General features: G+C 69.9%; 14 protein-coding genes and 1 pseudogene. 14 read left to right on the top strand and 1 reads right to left on the bottom strand.

Going from position 1 to position 16,891, the window contains the following annotated elements; genetic code table 11:
- Nucleotides 1-106 precede the first annotated feature (106 nt).
- Nucleotides 107-1,036 (top strand): sigma-70 family RNA polymerase sigma factor, encoded by a 930-nt coding sequence (locus tag Aph01nite_RS27485; RefSeq protein ID WP_204043896.1) that lies wholly within the window; start codon nucleotides 107-109, stop codon nucleotides 1,034-1,036.
- 215 nt (nucleotides 1,037-1,251) lie between these two features.
- Here the strand turns inward: Aph01nite_RS27485 and Aph01nite_RS27480 are convergent, their stop codons facing one another.
- Complete coding sequence (locus Aph01nite_RS27480) at nucleotides 1,252-1,392, bottom strand: hypothetical protein (protein WP_204043942.1); 141 nt, start codon at nucleotides 1,390-1,392, stop codon at nucleotides 1,252-1,254.
- On the opposite strand from Aph01nite_RS27480, the gene Aph01nite_RS27475 reads away from it, so the two are divergent.
- The 13 genes and pseudogenes from Aph01nite_RS27475 to Aph01nite_RS27415 all read left to right on the top strand — a co-directional run.
- Complete coding sequence (locus Aph01nite_RS27475) at nucleotides 1,343-2,677, top strand: ammonium transporter (protein ID WP_204043895.1); 1,335 nt, start codon at nucleotides 1,343-1,345, stop codon at nucleotides 2,675-2,677. The two genes, Aph01nite_RS27480 and Aph01nite_RS27475, sit on opposite strands and share 50 nt — an antisense overlap.
- Entirely contained in the window at nucleotides 2,674-3,012 is a 339-nt protein-coding gene (locus tag Aph01nite_RS27470; RefSeq protein WP_204043894.1) for a P-II family nitrogen regulator, read from the top strand. Before Aph01nite_RS27475 ends, Aph01nite_RS27470 begins: the two co-directional genes overlap by 4 nt.
- 7 nt (nucleotides 3,013-3,019) lie before the next feature.
- Nucleotides 3,020-5,305, top strand: coding sequence for a [protein-PII] uridylyltransferase (locus Aph01nite_RS27465; RefSeq protein ID WP_204043893.1), 2,286 nt, complete (start codon nucleotides 3,020-3,022; stop codon nucleotides 5,303-5,305).
- A 211-nt stretch (nucleotides 5,306-5,516) separates the two neighbouring features.
- Nucleotides 5,517-8,375: a sensor histidine kinase gene (locus tag Aph01nite_RS27460; RefSeq protein WP_204043892.1), complete on the top strand. Its 2,859-nt coding sequence runs from the start codon at nucleotides 5,517-5,519 to the stop codon at nucleotides 8,373-8,375.
- Complete coding sequence (locus Aph01nite_RS27455; RefSeq protein ID WP_275419302.1) at nucleotides 8,372-8,791, top strand: roadblock/LC7 domain-containing protein; 420 nt, start codon at nucleotides 8,372-8,374, stop codon at nucleotides 8,789-8,791. The genes Aph01nite_RS27460 and Aph01nite_RS27455 overlap by 4 nt, the downstream gene beginning before the upstream one ends.
- Nucleotides 8,792-8,800: 9 nt before the next feature.
- On the top strand, nucleotides 8,801-9,160 hold the full coding sequence (locus Aph01nite_RS27450) for a DUF742 domain-containing protein (protein ID WP_204043891.1): 360 nt from the start codon (nucleotides 8,801-8,803) through the stop codon (nucleotides 9,158-9,160).
- Nucleotides 9,141-9,725 carry a GTP-binding protein gene (locus tag Aph01nite_RS27445; RefSeq protein WP_239162012.1) on the top strand — a complete coding sequence of 195 codons (585 nt, stop codon included), beginning with the start codon at nucleotides 9,141-9,143 and terminating at the stop codon, nucleotides 9,723-9,725. Before Aph01nite_RS27450 ends, Aph01nite_RS27445 begins: the two co-directional genes overlap by 20 nt.
- Nucleotides 9,726-9,995: 270 nt before the next feature.
- Nucleotides 9,996-11,126 (top strand): polyamine ABC transporter substrate-binding protein, encoded by a 1,131-nt coding sequence (locus Aph01nite_RS27440; protein ID WP_204043890.1) that lies wholly within the window; start codon nucleotides 9,996-9,998, stop codon nucleotides 11,124-11,126.
- Nucleotides 11,127-11,214: 88 nt separating this feature from the next.
- Nucleotides 11,215-12,495 (top strand): glycosyltransferase, encoded by a 1,281-nt coding sequence (locus Aph01nite_RS27435; protein ID WP_204043889.1) that lies wholly within the window; start codon nucleotides 11,215-11,217, stop codon nucleotides 12,493-12,495.
- Between the two features lie 209 nt (nucleotides 12,496-12,704).
- A complete protein-coding gene (locus Aph01nite_RS27430; protein ID WP_204043888.1) occupies nucleotides 12,705-15,899 on the top strand; it encodes a sensor histidine kinase in 3,195 nt (1,064 codons plus the stop codon).
- Nucleotides 15,896-16,318: a roadblock/LC7 domain-containing protein gene (locus Aph01nite_RS27425; protein WP_250213403.1), complete on the top strand. Its 423-nt coding sequence runs from the start codon at nucleotides 15,896-15,898 to the stop codon at nucleotides 16,316-16,318. Before Aph01nite_RS27430 ends, Aph01nite_RS27425 begins: the two co-directional genes overlap by 4 nt.
- 19 nt (nucleotides 16,319-16,337) lie before the next feature.
- A complete protein-coding gene (locus tag Aph01nite_RS27420; RefSeq protein WP_204043887.1) occupies nucleotides 16,338-16,709 on the top strand; it encodes a DUF742 domain-containing protein in 372 nt (123 codons plus the stop codon).
- Nucleotides 16,690-16,891 (top strand): annotated as a pseudogene (locus Aph01nite_RS27415) (ATP/GTP-binding protein); the annotation flags it as partial. The gene Aph01nite_RS27420 and the pseudogene Aph01nite_RS27415, both read left to right, overlap by 20 nt.

Below are 16,891 nucleotides of genomic sequence, written 5' to 3'. Positions count from 1 at the left end.
TCTCCGGTCGTATTTGTTAGGGGAATCTTTGCCCTGGCCGATCCGTTGGTCGTTGCAGGACGAAGCTGTTGATGAATCATGCCGCGGCGGAACGAGGTGCCATCGAATGGCGACGGGGAATCGCACAGCTGAGGTAGCGGACCGCGACCTGCTGGGAACCTATCTGGCCGAGATCGGGCGTGTGCCGCTGTTGACCGCCGAGGAGGAGGTGGAGCTCGCCAAGCGCATCGAGGCCGGCCTGTTCGCCGAGCAGCTGCTCGACTCCGGTGACGCCGAACCCAAGGTGGGCGACGCGCTGGACGAGGAGCTGGAGCGCATCGCGATCTCCGGCCAGCGTGCCAAGGACGAGTTCATTCAGGCCAACCTCCGGCTGGTCGTGGCGGTGGCCCGGAAATACTCGGGGCGGGGCATGCCGCTGATCGACCTGGTGCAGGAGGGAAATCTCGGCCTGGTGCGCGCGGTGGAGAAATTCGACTATCGGCGTGGCTACAAATTCTCGACATATGCGACATGGTGGATCAGGCAGTCGGTGGGGCGCGCCATCCATGAGCAGGCCAGGCCGGTCCGGCTGCCGACGCACGCCGGTGAGCAGATGACCCGGCTGATGCGGGTGCGCCGCGACATGCTCGCCGAGTTCGACACCGAGCCCACCGACGTGGATCTGGCCGAGGTGCTGGACCTGCCGATCGAGCGGGTCAGGGAGCTGCGCCGCTGGGCCTCCGACCCGGTCTCGCTCCAGCTCGGCGTGGGCGACGAGGACGAGACCGAACTGGGCGACATGATCGCCGACGACACCTGGGCGGACCCCGAGCAGCAGGCCATGGCTACCCTGGAGAAGGAGCGCCTGGAGCAGTGGCTGACCGGCCTGGAGGGGCAGGCCAGGGAGATGCTGCGCTGGCGTTACGGCCTGGTGGACGGGCGTGAGCACACCCTCACCGAGGTGGGCGAACGTTACGGAATCGGCCGCGACCGGGCCCGCCGGGTGGAGCGCGACGCGCTGGCCCGGCTGCGGAAGATGGCGCACGCCGCGGCTTGATCGAAGTTTTACTCGCGCGCACCCCTTAGGGGGTGCGCGTTTTTGCATGCCCGGACGCTCCGAAACCTGGCCGAAACATCCCACAAACGAGTTTCACAGATGTGAAACACACCACGTCGCGACCTGAAACGGCGGAAGAACACGCTGGCGCCCACGGAAGAGAACCCGAGCCGTCGGCGACACGCAGGCGGTAGAGGCTGCTTCGTCCGAATACGTCAGTGCGCCAGCCGGTCGATGAAGCCTGGGTGCAGCCCACTGCGCACGTGAAAAACCGGCCACACGCCAATGGAAGGGAGGGCCGCGTCGATGGAAATCGATACCGGCTCCACATCCTGGATGCTGATCAGCACGGCCATCGTGCTGCTCATGACGCCAGGTCTCGCGTTCTTCTACGGGGGCATGACCAGGGCGAAGAGCGTCCTGAACATGATGATGATGTCGTTCGTCAGCATCATCACGGTAACCATCACTTGGGTCATCTACGGTCATTCCCTCGCCTTCGACGCGGTCGGTGACGGGTCCGGCTTCGTCAATAAGATCGTCGGTGGGCTCGACGCCGTCGGCCTGAACGGCGTGGTGGACACCTTCTCCGCGGGTCTGCTCCCGGACAGCACCTCCGACAACATCCCCAACATCGTCTTCTCCGCCTTCCAGCTGACCTTCGCCATCATCACGGTGGCCCTGATCAGCGGCGCCATCGCCGACCGCGCCAAGTTCGGCGCGTGGGTGCTGTTCAGCGTCGTGTGGGCGACCGTCGTCTACTTCCCGGTCGCGCACTGGGTCTGGGGCGGCGGCTGGCTGTTCAACATGGGCATCGAGGACTTCGCCGGCGGCACGGTCGTGCACATCAACGCCGGTGCCGCGGCCCTGGCGCTGGCCATCGTGCTCGGCAAGCGCGCCGGCTGGCGCAAGGAGCCGATGCGCCCCCACAACCTGACACTGGTCCTGCTCGGCGTCGGCCTCCTGTGGTTCGGCTGGTTCGGCTTCAACGCCGGTTCGGAACTGGCGGTGGACGGCACCACCGGCCTCGCCTTCATCAACACCCAGATCGCCGCCGCCGTCGCGGCCGGCGCCTGGATCGTGGTGGAGAAGTTCCGCGACGGCCACGCCACCACCCTCGGTGTCGCCTCCGGCGCCGTGGCCGGTCTGGTGGCGATCACCCCCGCCGCCGGTTTCGTCAACCCGCTGATGGCGCTGGCCCTCGGCGTCGTCGCCGGCGCGGTCTGCGCGTACGCGGTCGGCCTCAAGTACCGCTTCGGCTACGACGACTCCCTCGACGTGGTCGGCGTGCACCTCGTCGGCGGTGTCATCGGCGCCGTCTCGCTCGGCTTCATCGCCGAGTTCCCCTTCCTCCCGCAGCAGTCCAAGGGCCTCTTCTTCGGCGGCGACCTCGGTCAGCTGGGCCTGCAGGTCCTCGGCCCGGTCGCGGTCGGCGGATACTCCTTCATCGCGACGTTCATCATCGGCAAGATCATCGACAAGACGATGGGCTTCCGGATCGCGCAGGAGGACGAGGTCACGGGCATCGACATCACCACCCACGCCGAGACCGGCTACGACCTCGGCACCATCCACTCCTCGGGCGTAACCTCGCCGAACGGGCCGGCTGTCCCGGCTGAGGCCAAGAAGGTGGACGCATGAGACTCATCACCGCAGTGATCAAGCCGTTCAAGCTCGACGACGTGAAGGCGGCGCTGGAGCAGTTCGGCATCAAGGGCCTCACCGTGAGCGAGGCCAGCGGCTACGGCCGCCAGAAGGGCCACACCGAGGTCTACCGCGGCGCCGAGTACCAGGTGGACCTGGTGCCCAAGGTACGCGTCGAGGTGCTGACCGAGGAGGACGACGCCGAGGACGTCATCGACGTCATCGTCAAGGCCGCCCAGACCGGCAAGATCGGCGACGGCAAGGTCTGGTCCGTGCCGGTGGACACGGTCATCCGCGTCCGCACCGGTGAACGCGGGCCGGAGGCGCTGTAACCGAATGATGAGAGGGGAAGCTCGCTCGTTCGCCGCGGCCCGCAAGGAGCGGGCCGCGGACATCGACCGCTGGCTCACCGATCTGTTCCGTACGGCCATCAGCCAGCGGAACGGGAAGAGCGGGCTCCCCGAGATCGAGAGAGGCGGCGAGCGCGCCACCGCAGGGAGCGGGGTCGCGCTCGTCGCCGTCGGCAGCCTGGGCCGGGGGGAACTCGCGCCCGGCAGCGACCTGGACCTGGTATTGCTGCACAACGGCCGGGACGACGTCGCCCAGATCGCCGACCGGATCTGGTATCCCATCTGGGATTCCGGGATCGGCCTGGACCATTCCGTCCGTACCGTGGACGAGGCCGCGAAGGTCGCCAGGGAGGATCTGAAGGCCGTGCTCGGCCTGATCCAGGCCCGGCACATCAGCGGCGACCCCGAGCTCACCCGGGCGGCCCGCGAGGCCGTGCTGGTGGAGTGGCGCGCCGACTCGCGGCGGCGCCTCGGCGAGCTGCGGGAGGCCGCGGACAAACGGGCCGACGCCGGCGGGGAACTGGCCTTCCTGCTCGAACCCGACCTGAAGGACGCGCGCGGCGGCATCCGTGACGTGCAGGCGATGCAGGCCGTGGCCGCCGCCTGGGTGGCGTCCGCCCCGGGGCCGCGGGTGCGGGAGGCGTACGAGCTGCTGCTGGACATCCGGCACGGACTGCACCTGGTCACCGCGCGCGGCACCGACCGGCTGGTGCTCCAGGAGCAGGACGCGGTGGCCGGCACGCTGGGCATGCTGGACGCGGAGGCGCTGATGCGCCGCCTGGCCGAGGCCGGGCGCACGATCGCGCACTCCTTCGACGCCACCTGGCGGACCGTGGACCGGCTGCTGTCCGGGCCCGCGCCGCGGGGTCGCCGCCCGCTCGCCGACGGTGTGGTGGAGCACGGCGGGGAGGTGGTGCTGGCCCGCGGGGTCAGCCCGCGCAACGACCCGGTGCTGGTGCTGCGCGCCGCCGCGGCCGCCGCCGAGGCCGGGCTGCCGCTGGCCCCGGCCACCGTGAGCATGCTGGCCGCGCAGTCGCCCCCGTTGCCGGTGCCCTGGCCGGACGAGGCCAGGGACGCGCTGGTGGGGCTGCTCGGCGCGGGGCGTGCCGCCGTACCGGTGTGGGAGGAACTGGACCAAGCCGGAGTGCTGGTCCGGCTGATCCCGGACTGGGAGCGGGTACGGCACCGCCCGCAGCGGAACCCCATCCACACCTACACGGTGGACCGGCACCTGATCGAGACGGCCGCCGGCGCCGCCGCGTTCACCCGCGAGGTGTCCCGCCCCGACCTGCTGCTGATCGGCGCGCTCCTGCACGACATCGGCAAGGGCTGGCCGGGCGACCACTCCACCACCGGCGAGGTGGTGGTCCGCGACATCGCCGCCCGGATGGGCCTGCCCCCGGCCGATGTGGACGTGCTGGCCACCATGGTCCGCCACCACCTGCTGCTGCCGGAGACCGCGACCCGCCGCGACCTGGACGACCCGGTGACGATCTCCCGGGTGGCCGAGGCGGTGGGCAGCCGCGAGGTGCTGGAGCTGCTGGCCGCGCTGGCGGTGGCCGACGGCCAGGCCACCGGGCCGGCCGCCTGGAACAGCTGGAAGGCGTCCCTGGTCTCCGACCTGGTGCGCCGGGTCAGGTCGGCGCTGTCCGGCAGCGTCCCGGCGCCCGCGCCGAGCCTGTCGCCCGAGCAGGCGTCGCTGGCCCGGCACGGCGGCGGCGCGATCCGGGTGAACGGCGGCGCGGTGACCGTCGTCGCGCCGGACCGTCCGGGGCTGCTCTGGCGGGCGGCCGGGGTGCTGGCCGCGCACCGGATGGTGGTGCGCTCGGCCTCCGCCGCGTCGGCCGGCTCCACCGCCGTGATCGAGTTCGCCGTCGTCCCCGAGTACGGCTCGCCCCCCGACCCGGCCACCCTGGAGGCGGACCTGCGCCTGGTGCTGGCCGGCCGCCTGGACATCGAGCAGCGGCTGGCCCGCAGGACCCGCTCGCTGCGCCCGCCGCGCGTGCCGGTGGCGCCGCCGCGCGTCACGCTGGTGGACGACGCGTCCAGCACGGCCACCGTGGTCGAGGTGCGCGCCCACGACCGGCCCGGCCTGCTGTGGAAGATCGGCCGCGCGTTCGGCGACTGCGGCCTGGACGTGCGCGCGGCCCGGGTGGAGACGCTGGGCGCGGAGGCGGTCGACGTCTTCTACGTGGTGGATCGCGCCGGCCGCCCGATCCTGGACGAGCAGCAGCGCCTCCAAGTGCGGGAACAAGTGCTTATCGCACTTAGGTGACCTTCAGTGATCTTCTGTCCGGCCTGTCCTTTGGGATCATTCCTCTTACCACTTGGTAACGATTGCGTCCCTTGTATCGGTAAACCCTCTTACCATCGTGACCTTGTGGTCGAATTGTCCGCGCTTGAGTAGCAATGGCACTTCATGTTTGCGGGGGCCGGTGAGTACGGAAAGACCGACGGGGGATCGGGAACGCACCAATCGTTTCGCCTTGCGAAACTGGCGCGTGCCAACCCGGCTGACCGCCTTGATCCTCGCGCCCACCCTGATCGCGGTGATCCTGGCCGGCATCCGGGTCACGGATTCGATCGACAGCATCGCCGCCAACGAGCGCACCCTGGCCGCGGCCGAGTACGCCGGGCGGCTGCGCGACCTGAGCGAGCAACTCGGCAACGAGCGGGACCGTACGGCCTGGCTGGCCGGCCTGGCCGGGGTGCGCTCCTCGCTCCGCGACCCGGGCCGCATCCTGCAGCAGCAGGAGTACGACCTCAACCAGCAGAAGGCCGTCGTGGACCGGCTCCTGGCCGCCTCGATCGCCGACGTCAGGCTGATCGACGAGTCGTACGGCGAGCGCGCCGCCGAGGAGGCCACCCAGACGCTCAGCCGCCTGGAGGTCATCACCGACAGCCACGCGGCGGAACGCGACAAGGACGCGGCCACCTCGATCTTCTTCGACTACGGCCAGGCCATCGCCACCATCCTGCGCCTGCACGACTCCCTCGGTGAGATCAGCGACGACCCGCGGGTGGTCTCCGCCTCCCGCGCGCTCAGCGCGCTGGCCCACGCCAAGGACGAGGCCTCCCAGCAGCGCGCGGTGCTCATCACCGAACTGCTCGAACCCCGCCAGGCGTTCACCCCGGACGACCTGCAGCGCTTCCTCGGCTCCTGGTCGCGGCAGACCACCTACTCGACCGCGTTCAACGCCGAGGCCGACACCGCCGCGTTCACCGCGTTCCACAACGCCCGCGGCGTGCCCGCGGCCCGGGACGTGGAGATGACCAAGGCGTGGGCGGTCGCGCTCGGCTCCCGCAACCACGCGCTGCGGCCGATCCCCGGCCGGGTCATCACCGCGCAGGAGTGGTTCAAGGACAACACCGCCGCCCTGGAGGCGCTCGACCCCGTCGAGCAGCAGGTCGACCGCGCGGTGCTGAACCGCGCCGAGGCGCTCCAGTCCGCGGAGCTGCGCTCCGCGCTGCTGGCCGGCGGCCTCATCCTCGCCCTGATCCTGCTGGTGCTGGCCACCACCGTGCTGATCGCCCGCTCCATGGTCCGCCCGCTGCGCCGGCTGCGCGCCGAGGCCCTGGACATCGCCGGCATCCGGCTGCCCGAGGTGGTCCGGCGCATGCGCGAGTCCAACGAGGCCCAGCAGGCGCCGGAGACCGAGTCGGTCACCGTCGACAGCGCCGACGAGATCGGCGAGGTGGCGCAGGCCTTCGACGAGGTGCACCAGCAGGCGGTCCGGCTGGCGGCCGAGGAGTCGCAGCTGCGTAACAACGTCAACGCGATGTTCGTGAACCTCTCCCGGCGTACGCAGACGCTGGTGGAGCGGCAGATCTCGCTCATCGACGGCCTGGAGCGCGGCGAGCAGGACGGCACCCGCCTGGCCGACCTGTTCAAGCTGGACCACCTGGCCACCCGCATGCGCCGCAACAGTGAGAACCTGCTGGTCCTGGCCGGGCACGAGCCGGCCCGCAAGCGCAGCCAGCCGGCCCGCCTGGTGGACGTGGTCCGGGCGTCCCTGTCCGAGGTGGAGGGCTACGAGCGGGTCACCGTACGGGTGCACCGTTCCGCGGCCGTGGCCGGGCACGCGGCGAACGATGTCGTGCACCTGGTGGCCGAACTGGTGGAGAACGCCGTCGTGTTCTCGCCCCGGGACACCAAGGTGATCGTCTCCAGCAGCCCGATAGAGGGCGGCGCGGTCCTGCTCGCGGTGAGCGACACCGGCATCGGGCTGACCCCGGAAGAGATCATGGAGATCAACCGGCGGCTGGCCGAGCCGCCCACCGTGGACGTGTCGGTGTCCCGGCGCATGGGCCTGTTCGTCGTCGGCCGGCTGGCGCAGCGCCACGGCATCCGGGTGCAGTTACGGCCTGGCGACGTGAGCGGCCTGATCGCGATGGTGCTCTTCCCGGCCGAACTGATCAGCAACCCGGACGCCAAGCCCGTCAGCTCCGGCTTCGGCGAGATGCCCGCCTGGCAGCCGCCCGCCGCGATCGAGTCCTCGGGTTCCTTCCCCGCGATGCCCTCGTCGACCACCAGCGGCCTGCCGGTGCGCAAGCCCGCCGCGCCCCGCGAGCCGGCCCCCTCCTCCAACAACGGGTGGTCCGCGTTCGGGGCGCCGCCCCGGCAGGAACGTCAGGAACGCCAGGAACGTCAGGAGTGGCAGGGCCGTCCGGAGCCCGCGGGGGAGTCCACCGCCGTGTTCCCCGCGTTCACCGAGCACTCGGGAGCGTTCCCGGTGCTGGGGGCGCCCTCGTACGAGTCGCAGCCGTTGCCGCGGGTGCCCGAGCAGCCGTTGGAACGCGGCGACGAGTTCCTGCCGATCTTCGCGTCGGTGGAGTCGGCCTGGTTCCGCCGCCCCGACACCCTGCCTGCCGTGCCGCCGCAGGCAGGACCACCCCAGTTCGGATCCCAGACCGGGCCACAGCCGATGCCACAGCCGATGCCACCGACAGGGTCACAGACCGGGCCGCACAACTGGCCACAGAGCGCGTCGCAGACCGGGCCGCAGTCAGTGCCGCCGCAGCAGAGTCCGCCGCAGTCGCCGGCGGTGCCGCCGCAGAGCGCCTGGCGGTCCAGCGCGGACACCGGCTTCCAGGCGGCCGCCGCGGCCAGCGAGCCGGCCGCCGGCGGGGTGACGTCGGCGGGCCTGCCCCGGCGTACGCCCCGGGCGAACCTGGTGCCGGGCTCGGTGAGCTCCGCGAGCTTCCCGCCCGCCGCGGCCGGGCCGGTCTCCCCGGAGGCGGTGCGGGATCGTTTCTCCAGCTTCCAGCGGGGCGTACGGCGGGGCCGTGCGGAGGCCGCCGGGGAACCGGCCGAGGGGCCGGTTAACGACGAGGAGGGCTCGTGACAGAGCTGAGCGCCGAGGCGCGCAAGTTCGACTGGCTGATCACCGAGTTCGTGGGCAGCACCCCCGGGGTCGCGCACGCCGTGGTGGTCTCCGCAGACGGCCTGCGCCTGGCGAACTCGGACGGCTTCCCGCCAGACCGGGCCGACCAGCTGGCCGCGGTGGCCGCCGGGCTGCTCAGCCTGACGTCGGGAGCCTCCCGGGTGTTCGAGGGCGGCGCGGTCACCCAGACCGTGGTGGAGATGCAGCGCGGTCTGGTGCTGGTGATGGCCATCAGCGACGGCTCCTGTCTCACCGTGCTGGCGGCGCCCGACTGCGACATGGGGCTGGTGGCGTACCAGATGACGCTGCTGGTCGAGCGCGCAGGTCAGACGCTCACACCGGCGTTGCGCGCCGAGTTGCAGACCACGCGTCGGTGATGTCCGGTGATGCGTGGGCCTGACGGGACCGAGGACGAGCCGCTCTTCCGTCCTTACGCTGTCACCGGAGGACGTGCGGAACCGCGTTACCATCTGGCGATGGAGACGTTGGTCTCCACAGTGACGTTCATGAGCGATGACTACTCGATGCTCTCCCCCGAGCAGGAAGCGATCATGACGCTCTGCCGTTCCGTGCGTTCGGTCGCGGAGATCTCCGCGCTGCTCCGGGTCCCCCTCGGCGTGGCGCGGGTGCTGATCGCCGACCTGGCCGACGAGGGTCTGGTCCGCCTGCACATGCCGCAGCTCAACCAGGGACAACCAGACCACAATTTGCTCGAAAGGGTGCTCAGTGGACTTCGCAGGCTCTAGTCGCGGCCTGACCTCGACGAAGATCGTCGTGGCGGGCGGGTTCGGCGTGGGCAAGACGACCTTCGTCGGTGCCGTCTCGGAGATCCTTCCGCTGACGACCGAAGCGGTGATGACCGATGCCAGTGCCGGCATCGACGACCTCGGGCTGACGCCGAACAAGACCACCACCACGGTGGCCATGGACTTCGGCCGGCTCTCCCTCGACCAGGATCTGATCCTCTACCTGTTCGGCACGCCCGGTCAGCACCGTTTCTGGTTCATGTGGGATGACCTGGTGCGGGGCGCCATCGGCGCGGTGGTGCTGGTGGACAGCCGCCGCCTGGCCGACAGCTTCCCGGCCATCGACTACTTCGAAGAGGCGCAGCTGCCCTTCGTGGTGGCCATGAACGGGTGGGACGGGCAGTTCCTGCACGCCGAGGAGGAGGTGCGGGAGGCTCTGTCGCTCGCCGCCACCATTCCGGTCATCCGTACCGACGCGCGCTCCCGGGAGGCGGTCAAGTCGACGCTGATCACCCTGGTGGAGTACGTGCTGACGGTGCGGTCGGCGTACGGGAGACCGTACTAGGCGGAACAGGGTCGCCGCGGGCCATGTGCCGGACCCGGCACATGGCCCTTCGCTTTGCCTGGATATAGATCGATAAATGGTGATTTGTGGCTATTTGTCCGAGTTTGCAAACTGGACCCAGATGTGAACTGAATCCGGATTCAAATCAGATGGTGAACGTCCAGCTAACAATGTCCCGAAAAGTCTTGATCTATCTTGATACGGGCTGCAACACTCCCTCTTTGGTCTGCTGCTCGCAGGCATCTACGCACCTATGAAGGAGTAGCGGTCGTGTCCCGTATCCGGTACACCCGTCATCTTCCGGCTGCTTTCACCGCTGCCGGACTTGTCCTCGCGCTGGCCGCGTGTGGTGGATCGAGCACCTCGCCTGACTCCACCGCGGCCGCGGCGCCGAGCGCCACGACGGTTCAGCTCGACCCCAACGCCGATCTCAGCAAGCAGAGCCTCTCCATGTCGATCTGGGAGGGCTACAGCCCGCCGGACCTGCCGCAGCGGGTCAAGGAGAACCTGAAGTTCGACCTGAAGATCGCCCCGCACGCCACCAACGAAGAGATCATGGCCAAGCTCACCGCGGGCGCCACCAACTTCGACCTGGTGTTCGTCTCCGGTCAGTACGCGCAGGCCCTCAACGAGGCCGGTCTGCTCGAGCCCCTCCACCCCGAGCTGATCCCGAACCTGGCCAACCTCTACCCCGAGGCCGCCAACCTGTCCTACGACAAGGGCAACGCGTTCTCGGTGCCCTACACCTGGGGCACCACGGGCATCTGCTACCGCACCGACATGGTGGACGCCGAGCCGACCAGCTGGAACGACATCCTCGCTCCGACGGGCAAGGCCCGCGGCAAGGTCCTCATGATGACCACCGAGCGCTGGCTCGCGCTGCCCGCGCTGAAGGCGCTCAAGAAGTCCATCAACACCAGCGCCGACGCCGACCTGGCCGCCGCCAAGGACCTCCTCCTCAAGGCCAAGTCGACCATGCTCGCCTTCGACGACGTCACCTTCGGCGACAAGCTGAAGGCCGGCCAGGCGGCCATGGCCGTGGCCTGGGACGGCTGGTGCCCGACGGATGACCCGAAGATCAAGTTCAAGATCCCGTCCGAGGGCAGCGACCTCTGGGCGGACACCATGGTCATCATGAAGTCCTCCAAGAACAAGGAGGCGGCGCACGCCTTCATCAACTACATCCTCGACCCGAAGGTCCACGGCTGGGTGGCCGCGAACATCCTCTACAAGGTCCCCAACAAGGCCGCGATGGACCAGGTCGACCCCTCGCTGATGAAGACCTACCCGGCGCTCACCATGACGCCGGCCGAGCTGCTGCAGGGTGAGTCGATCATCGACCTCGGCCAGGACTCGGTGAAGTACACCCGCCTGTCCTCCGAGATCCAGGCGGCCCAGTAACGCGTGGGTGCGGCGGCGGGCGCCACGGCGCCCGCCGCCGCACCGTCCCCAGCCGGACATTGATTTTCTTGATCGGGAGACAGACGAAATGGTTGAGCAGCCGCTGACGGTGCTCTTCATGCCGGAGAGCGCCTACGGGCCGACCAACAACTGCATCGGCATCGGCGACGTGCTGCGCCGCCGCGGGCACCGGGTGGTCTTCGCCGCGGAGGCGTCCTGGAAGGGCAAGCTGGTCGCGCTCGGCTTCGAGGAGGACCTGGTCGACCTGGCCGAGCCCGCCGCCGACGCCGAGGAGCAGGACGCCGGCCAGTTCTGGAAGGACTTCATCCGGGACACCGCGCCGGAGTACCGCAAGTCCACCCAGGTGCAGCTGGAGACGGTCACCAAGCCGATCTGGGACGCCCTGATCGACGGCGCCAAGTACTGCGAGCCCCAGCTGAAGGACATCATCGCCAGGGTCAGGCCGGACGTCATCGTCGAGGACAACGTCATCGCCTTCCCGGCGCTGGTGACCGCGGGCGTGCCGTTCGTCCGGATCATGTCCTGCAACCCGCTGGAGGTACGCGGCGACGGCGTGGCCCCGGTCTTCTCCGGCCTGCCCGCGGACGGCACCGGCTGGGACGAGTTCCGCGCCGAGTACGACCGCACCCACCGGGAGATCTGGACCGCCTTCAACACCTGGGTGGTCGAGCAGGGCGCCCCGCCGCTGCCGGATCTGGACTTCATCCACGAGGGCGACGCCAACCTGTACGTCTTCCCCGAGATCATCGACTACACCGCCGAGCGCCCGCTGGGCCCGTCGTGGACGCGGCTGGACTCCTCGGTCCGCGAGACCGACGAGGCGTTCACGCTTCCCTTCGAGCGCGGGGACGAGGCGCTGATCTACTTCTCGCTCGGGTCGCTCGGCTCCGCCGACGTGGAGCTGATGCGGCGGGTGATCGACGCGCTGGGCCGTACGCCGCACAAGTACATCGTCTCCAAGGGCCCGCTGCACGAGGAGATCGAATTGGCACCCAACATGTGGGGTGCGGAGTTCGTCCCGCAGACTAAGATCATCCCGTTGGTGGACCTGGTCATCACGCACGGCGGCAACAACACCACCACCGAGGCGCTGCACTTCGGCAAGCCCATGATCGTGCTGCCGCTGTTCTGGGACCAGTACGACAACGCCCAGCGGGTGCACGAGACCGGCTACGGCGTCCGGCTGGACACCTACAAGTTCACCGACGAGGAACTGTACGCGGCGCTCGACCGGCTGCTCGGCGACACCGAGCTGCGCGAGCGACTGGCCGTGGCCGGGGCCGAGATCCGCCGCCGGGACGGGCTGCGCGTTGCCGCAGATGTCATCGAGAAGGTCGCCGCCAAGTAATAACATGCCGTACGTCCGAATTGGTGCATCATGTGTGATTCGCCGATCTGGTAATGGTGTGTTCCAATTTCTGATGCCACAGAAGGCACACGCGTGACAGGCGAGAGGTTTAGAAGCCAGTGACAACGCACGACCCGCGAGGTGGCCGAGCGACGAGGAACGGACCGGAGTCGAGCGCTCCGGGTTCCTCCGGCTCCCGCGCTGCGTTTATGCGGCTGGGCAACTGGCGGGTGCGCTCCCGCCTGGTCGCGCTGATCCTCCTGCCGACGGTGGTCGGCGTGTTGTTCGCCGGTGTGCAGCTCACCGCGGCGATCAACACGTCGGCCGAGTACCGGCGGCTCACCCAGGTCGCCGAACTCGTGGTCCAGCTCGACGAGCTCAACCACGAACTGGCCAGAGAACGCGACCTGATGGCCTGGTACAGCGCCGAGGGCTGGCGGAACGCCCGCAAGAACCAGGTGCTCAACCAGCAGGGCAAGGTCGACGGCCTCCGCGGCCGGGTGATCGAGGCGCTCCAGACGCTGGACGAGTCCCAGCCCGTACGCGTGCTCAACCAGGCCAAGCGCATCACCGGCTGGCTCCAGGGCCTGGAGAGCCATCGCGAGGGCCTGATCAAGAGCCAGGTGCCGCCGCGAGGCGCCATCGGCATGTACACCCGCATGATGGCCGACATCAGCGTGCTCCACGAGGACCTGGGCCGCAGCGGCGCCGACGAGCAGCTGTTCGGCGACAGCCTCGCCCTGAGCGCGCTCAGCCGGGCCAAGGAGAACCTGTCCAGAAGCCGCGGCATCCTGATCGTCGCCCTCATCGCCAAGGGCAAGCTGGACTACGACGACCTGTCCGACTTCCTCACCGCCGGCCGCAACCACGACGCCGACCTGGTGATCTTCCAGAAGGAAGCCTCGCCGGACATCGCCGCCCTCTACAAGAAGACGGTGCGCGGACCGCAGGTCGAACGTTCGCACTCGATGCGCGCCCTCGCGCTCGCCCAGGTGCGCGAGACGCAGCAGGTCGGCGACCTCGACCCGTTCCGGGTCAACGACGTGCCCACCTGGGACACCAACCTTTCCACCAACATCGACCTGCTCCGCCAGGTCGAGAAGGCGCTCGGCGCGAAGGTGGTCGCGCACAGCCAGACCCTGCAGGACAGCGAGCAGCGCAGCGCCATCATCTCCGGCGTCCTGATCCTGGTCCTGCTGGCCGTGGTCCTGGCCATCACCGCCCTGGTCGCGAGTTCGCTGACCCGCCCGCTGCGCCGCCTGCGCCGGGAGGCCCTGGAGATCGCCGGTTCCCGGCTGCCGGACACCGTCCAGCGGCTGCGCGAGTCGGGCGAGTCCGCGGAGGCCCCCGAGGTGTTCCCGATCGGGGTCACCACCAGCGACGAGATCGGGGAAGTGGCCCGGGCCTTCGACGAGGTCCACCGCGAGGCGGTCCGGCTGGCCGGCGACGAGGCCAAGCTGCGAAGCAACGTCAACTCGATGTTCGTCAACCTGTCCCGCCGTACGCAGACGCTGGTGGAACGGCAGCTGTCCCTCATCGAGGGCCTGGAGCAGGGCGAGCAGGACGAGCAGCGGCTCGGCAACCTGTTCAAGCTGGACCACCTGGCCACCCGCATGCGCCGTAACAGTGAGAACCTCCTGGTCCTCGCCGGCCAGGAGCCCGCGCGCCGGTGGGGCCAGCCGGTCCCCGTGGTCGACGTGGTCCGCGCCTCCCTGTCGGAGGTCGAGAACTACGAGCGGGTCAACATCCAGATCCAGCCGGGCGTGGCGGTCCTCGGCCAGTCGGTCAACGACGTCGTGCACCTGGTCGCCGAGCTGGTCGAGAACGCGATCTCCTTCTCCCCGCGGGAGACCAAGGTCGCGGTGTCCAGCAGCCGGATCGACGGCGGCGGTCTGATGATCTCCGTCAGCGATGTCGGCATCGGCATGACCGGCGAGGAGCTCGCCGCCGCCAACTGGCGGCTGGCCAACCCGCCCGTCGTGGACGTGTCGGTGTCCCGCCGCATGGGCCTGTTCGTGGTCGGCCGCCTGGCGCTGCGCCACGGCATCCGGGTGCAGTTGCGCCAGCAGGACATGGGCGGCCTGACCGCCATGGTGCTGCTGCCCGAGTCGCTGCTCTCCCAGCCCGCCGCGTTCCCCGGCATGCCCCAGCAGCCGGCCGCGCTCCCCGGCGGCCCGCAGTCCCAGTACGGCCAGCCGCCCGCGCCCGCCTACGGGCAGCCCGCGCTGGCCAGCCCGACCTCGTTCGAGACGATGAACCGCCCGCCCGTCTTCGGCGCGGACGCCCCCGGCGTGGGCGCGCCCGAACCGTGGCGCCGCGGCCGCTTCGAGAACTTCGACCGGAACCAGCAGGGCGGCGGTCTCGACCGCTCCCAGCCGGCGCTGGAGCGCGGTCCCTTCGACACCGGCCCCAACACCAACCCGTTCGGTACGCGCAGCCCCTTCGAACCGCCGGCGGCGAATCCGTTCGACACCGGTCCGCACCGCAACCCGTTCGACCCGGGCGGGCGCAGCCCGTTCGAGTCGGGCGCCTTCGGCGCGGGCAACACGACCGGCCCGAACCCGTTCGACCCGAGCACCTCCGGCGGCTTCGGCAACGCCACGGGGCCGAACCAGAACCCGTTCGATCCCAGCACCTCCGGTGGCTTCCGCGCGGGCGGTCCGACAGGGCAGAACCCGTTCGACTCCGGCGCCTTCGCCTCCGGGTCCTTCAATTCCCCCCGATCCTTCGACAACGGCGCGACCACGGGCGGCACGCCCTGGCCCGGACAGCCGTCCACCCCGGGCGGCCCGTCCTGGCCGGGCGGCGCGCCGGGCGAGCAGGCCAACGGCTGGCCCGGCCGGCCGACGCGCGGCCCGTTCGAGCCGGACGTGGACAACACCGGCCCGCTGCCGGTGGTCCGCAGTTCGCCGCTGGAGGAGATCGACGAATTCCTGCCGATCTTCGCGGCGGTGGAGTCGGACTGGTTCCGCCGGTCCACGCCGAGCGCGGAGGAGCCCGACGGCGACGCCGAGGGCGGGCAGGCCGAAAGCAGGGTCTGGTCGTCTCCGGCCGACGCGGGCTGGCAGGCCGCGAAGGCCGCCGCCGAGCCCGCCCTGGGCGGGGTGACCTCTTCCGGTCTGCCGAAACGGGTGCCCAAGGCCAACTTGGTCCCCGGTTCCGCGGAGACCAAGCCGTCCTCGCCGGTCGCGGCGGCCTCCGCCGCCCCCGCGTCCGCCGCACTTCCCGCCGCACCGCCCGGCCCGATGCCCGGGGTCTCCCCCGATCGGGTGCGTAACCGCCTGTCGAGTTTCCAGCAGGGCGTACGCCAAGGCCGTGCGGTGGCCAGGGGTGACATCAGCGAGGAGCAAGGATGGCCGGGGGCCGTCCACAGCGGTCCTGAGAGCGATAAGGATGAGGCATGAGGGAAATGAGCCAGGCCGCTCGCGGCGTCAATTGGCTGATCACAGATTTTGTTAACAACGTCCCAGGTGTGGCCCACACGGTGGTGGTCTCGGCCGACGGGTTGCCCTTGGCGTTCTCCGAGGGATTCCCCAAGGACCGGGCCGACCAGCTGGCCGCGGTGGCCGCCGGTCTGATCAGCCTGACGCAGGGCGCGTCCCGGGTGTTCGAGGGTGGACCGGTCACGCAGACGGTGGTCGAGATGCAGCGCGGGCTGCTCCTGATCATGTCGATCAGCGATGGTTCGTGTCTGGCCGTCCTGGCGGCCGCCGATTGCGACATGGGCCTGGTGGCCTACCAGATGACGCTCCTGGTCGAGCGTGCGGGTCAGGTGCTCACGCCGGCGGTTCGGGCGGAGCTCCAGTCCTCGCATCCCCGTTGATCGATACTAGGAGGACGCGGTGGCAGGCGGCTGGACAGGCGAGCCCCCGGCGGAAACCAGCTCGCTGGTGCGGCCGTACGCGGTAACCGGTGGCCGGACGGCGCCGCGGATGCAACTCGCCATGGAGGCGCTGGTCTCCTCGGCGACGGCGGGGCACATCGACCTCTCGGCGTTGACCCCGGAGCGTCAGGCGATCAGTTCGCTGTGCCGGCAGGTGCGCTCGGTGGCGGAGATCTCGGCGATGCTGAGGATGCCGCTCGGGGTGGCCCGGATCGTCATCGCCGACATGGCGGCCGAGGGGCTGGTGCACGTGCACCAGCCGCAGCTGGACGCGGGTAAGCCGGACTTGGGCTTGTTGGAAAGGGTGCTCAGTGGACTTCGACGGCTTTGATCCCGGGGCAGGCGCCGCGGGCGCCGGCCGGGGCCTCACCTCAACGAAGATCGTCGTTGCGGGCGGCTTCGGGGTTGGAAAGACGACTTTCGTGGGAGCGGTGTCGGAGATCGTGCCGCTGACCACGGAGGCGGTGATGACCGACGCCTCGGCCGGAATCGACGACGTCGGGCTCACCCCCC

The sequence above is a fragment of the Acrocarpospora phusangensis genome (genome assembly GCF_016862995.1).
Lineage (GTDB): Bacteria > Actinomycetota > Actinomycetes > Streptosporangiales > Streptosporangiaceae > Acrocarpospora > Acrocarpospora phusangensis.
This window is presented reverse-complemented; position numbering and strand designations above follow the sequence as displayed.

What these genes read in the sequence shown, in the direction of transcription:
- Aph01nite_RS27480 (WP_204043942.1), bottom strand. Translation starts at nt 1,392, where the DNA reads ATGGCCGTGCTGATCAGCATCCAGGATGTGGAGCCGGTATCGATTTCC.
- Aph01nite_RS27465 (WP_204043893.1), top strand. Translation starts at nt 3,020, where the DNA reads ATGAGAGGGGAAGCTCGCTCGTTCGCCGCGGCCCGCAAGGAGCGGGCC.
- Aph01nite_RS27475 (WP_204043895.1), top strand. Translation starts at nt 1,343, where the DNA reads ATGGAAATCGATACCGGCTCCACATCCTGGATGCTGATCAGCACGGCC.
- Aph01nite_RS27430 (WP_204043888.1), top strand. Translation starts at nt 12,705, where the DNA reads ATGCGGCTGGGCAACTGGCGGGTGCGCTCCCGCCTGGTCGCGCTGATC.
- Aph01nite_RS27435 (WP_204043889.1), top strand. Translation starts at nt 11,215, where the DNA reads ATGGTTGAGCAGCCGCTGACGGTGCTCTTCATGCCGGAGAGCGCCTAC.
- Aph01nite_RS27470 (WP_204043894.1), top strand. Translation starts at nt 2,674, where the DNA reads ATGAGACTCATCACCGCAGTGATCAAGCCGTTCAAGCTCGACGACGTG.
- Aph01nite_RS27450 (WP_204043891.1), top strand. Translation starts at nt 8,801, where the DNA reads ATGCGTGGGCCTGACGGGACCGAGGACGAGCCGCTCTTCCGTCCTTAC.
- Aph01nite_RS27485 (WP_204043896.1), top strand. Translation starts at nt 107, where the DNA reads ATGGCGACGGGGAATCGCACAGCTGAGGTAGCGGACCGCGACCTGCTG.
- Aph01nite_RS27425 (WP_250213403.1), top strand. Translation starts at nt 15,896, where the DNA reads ATGAGGGAAATGAGCCAGGCCGCTCGCGGCGTCAATTGGCTGATCACA.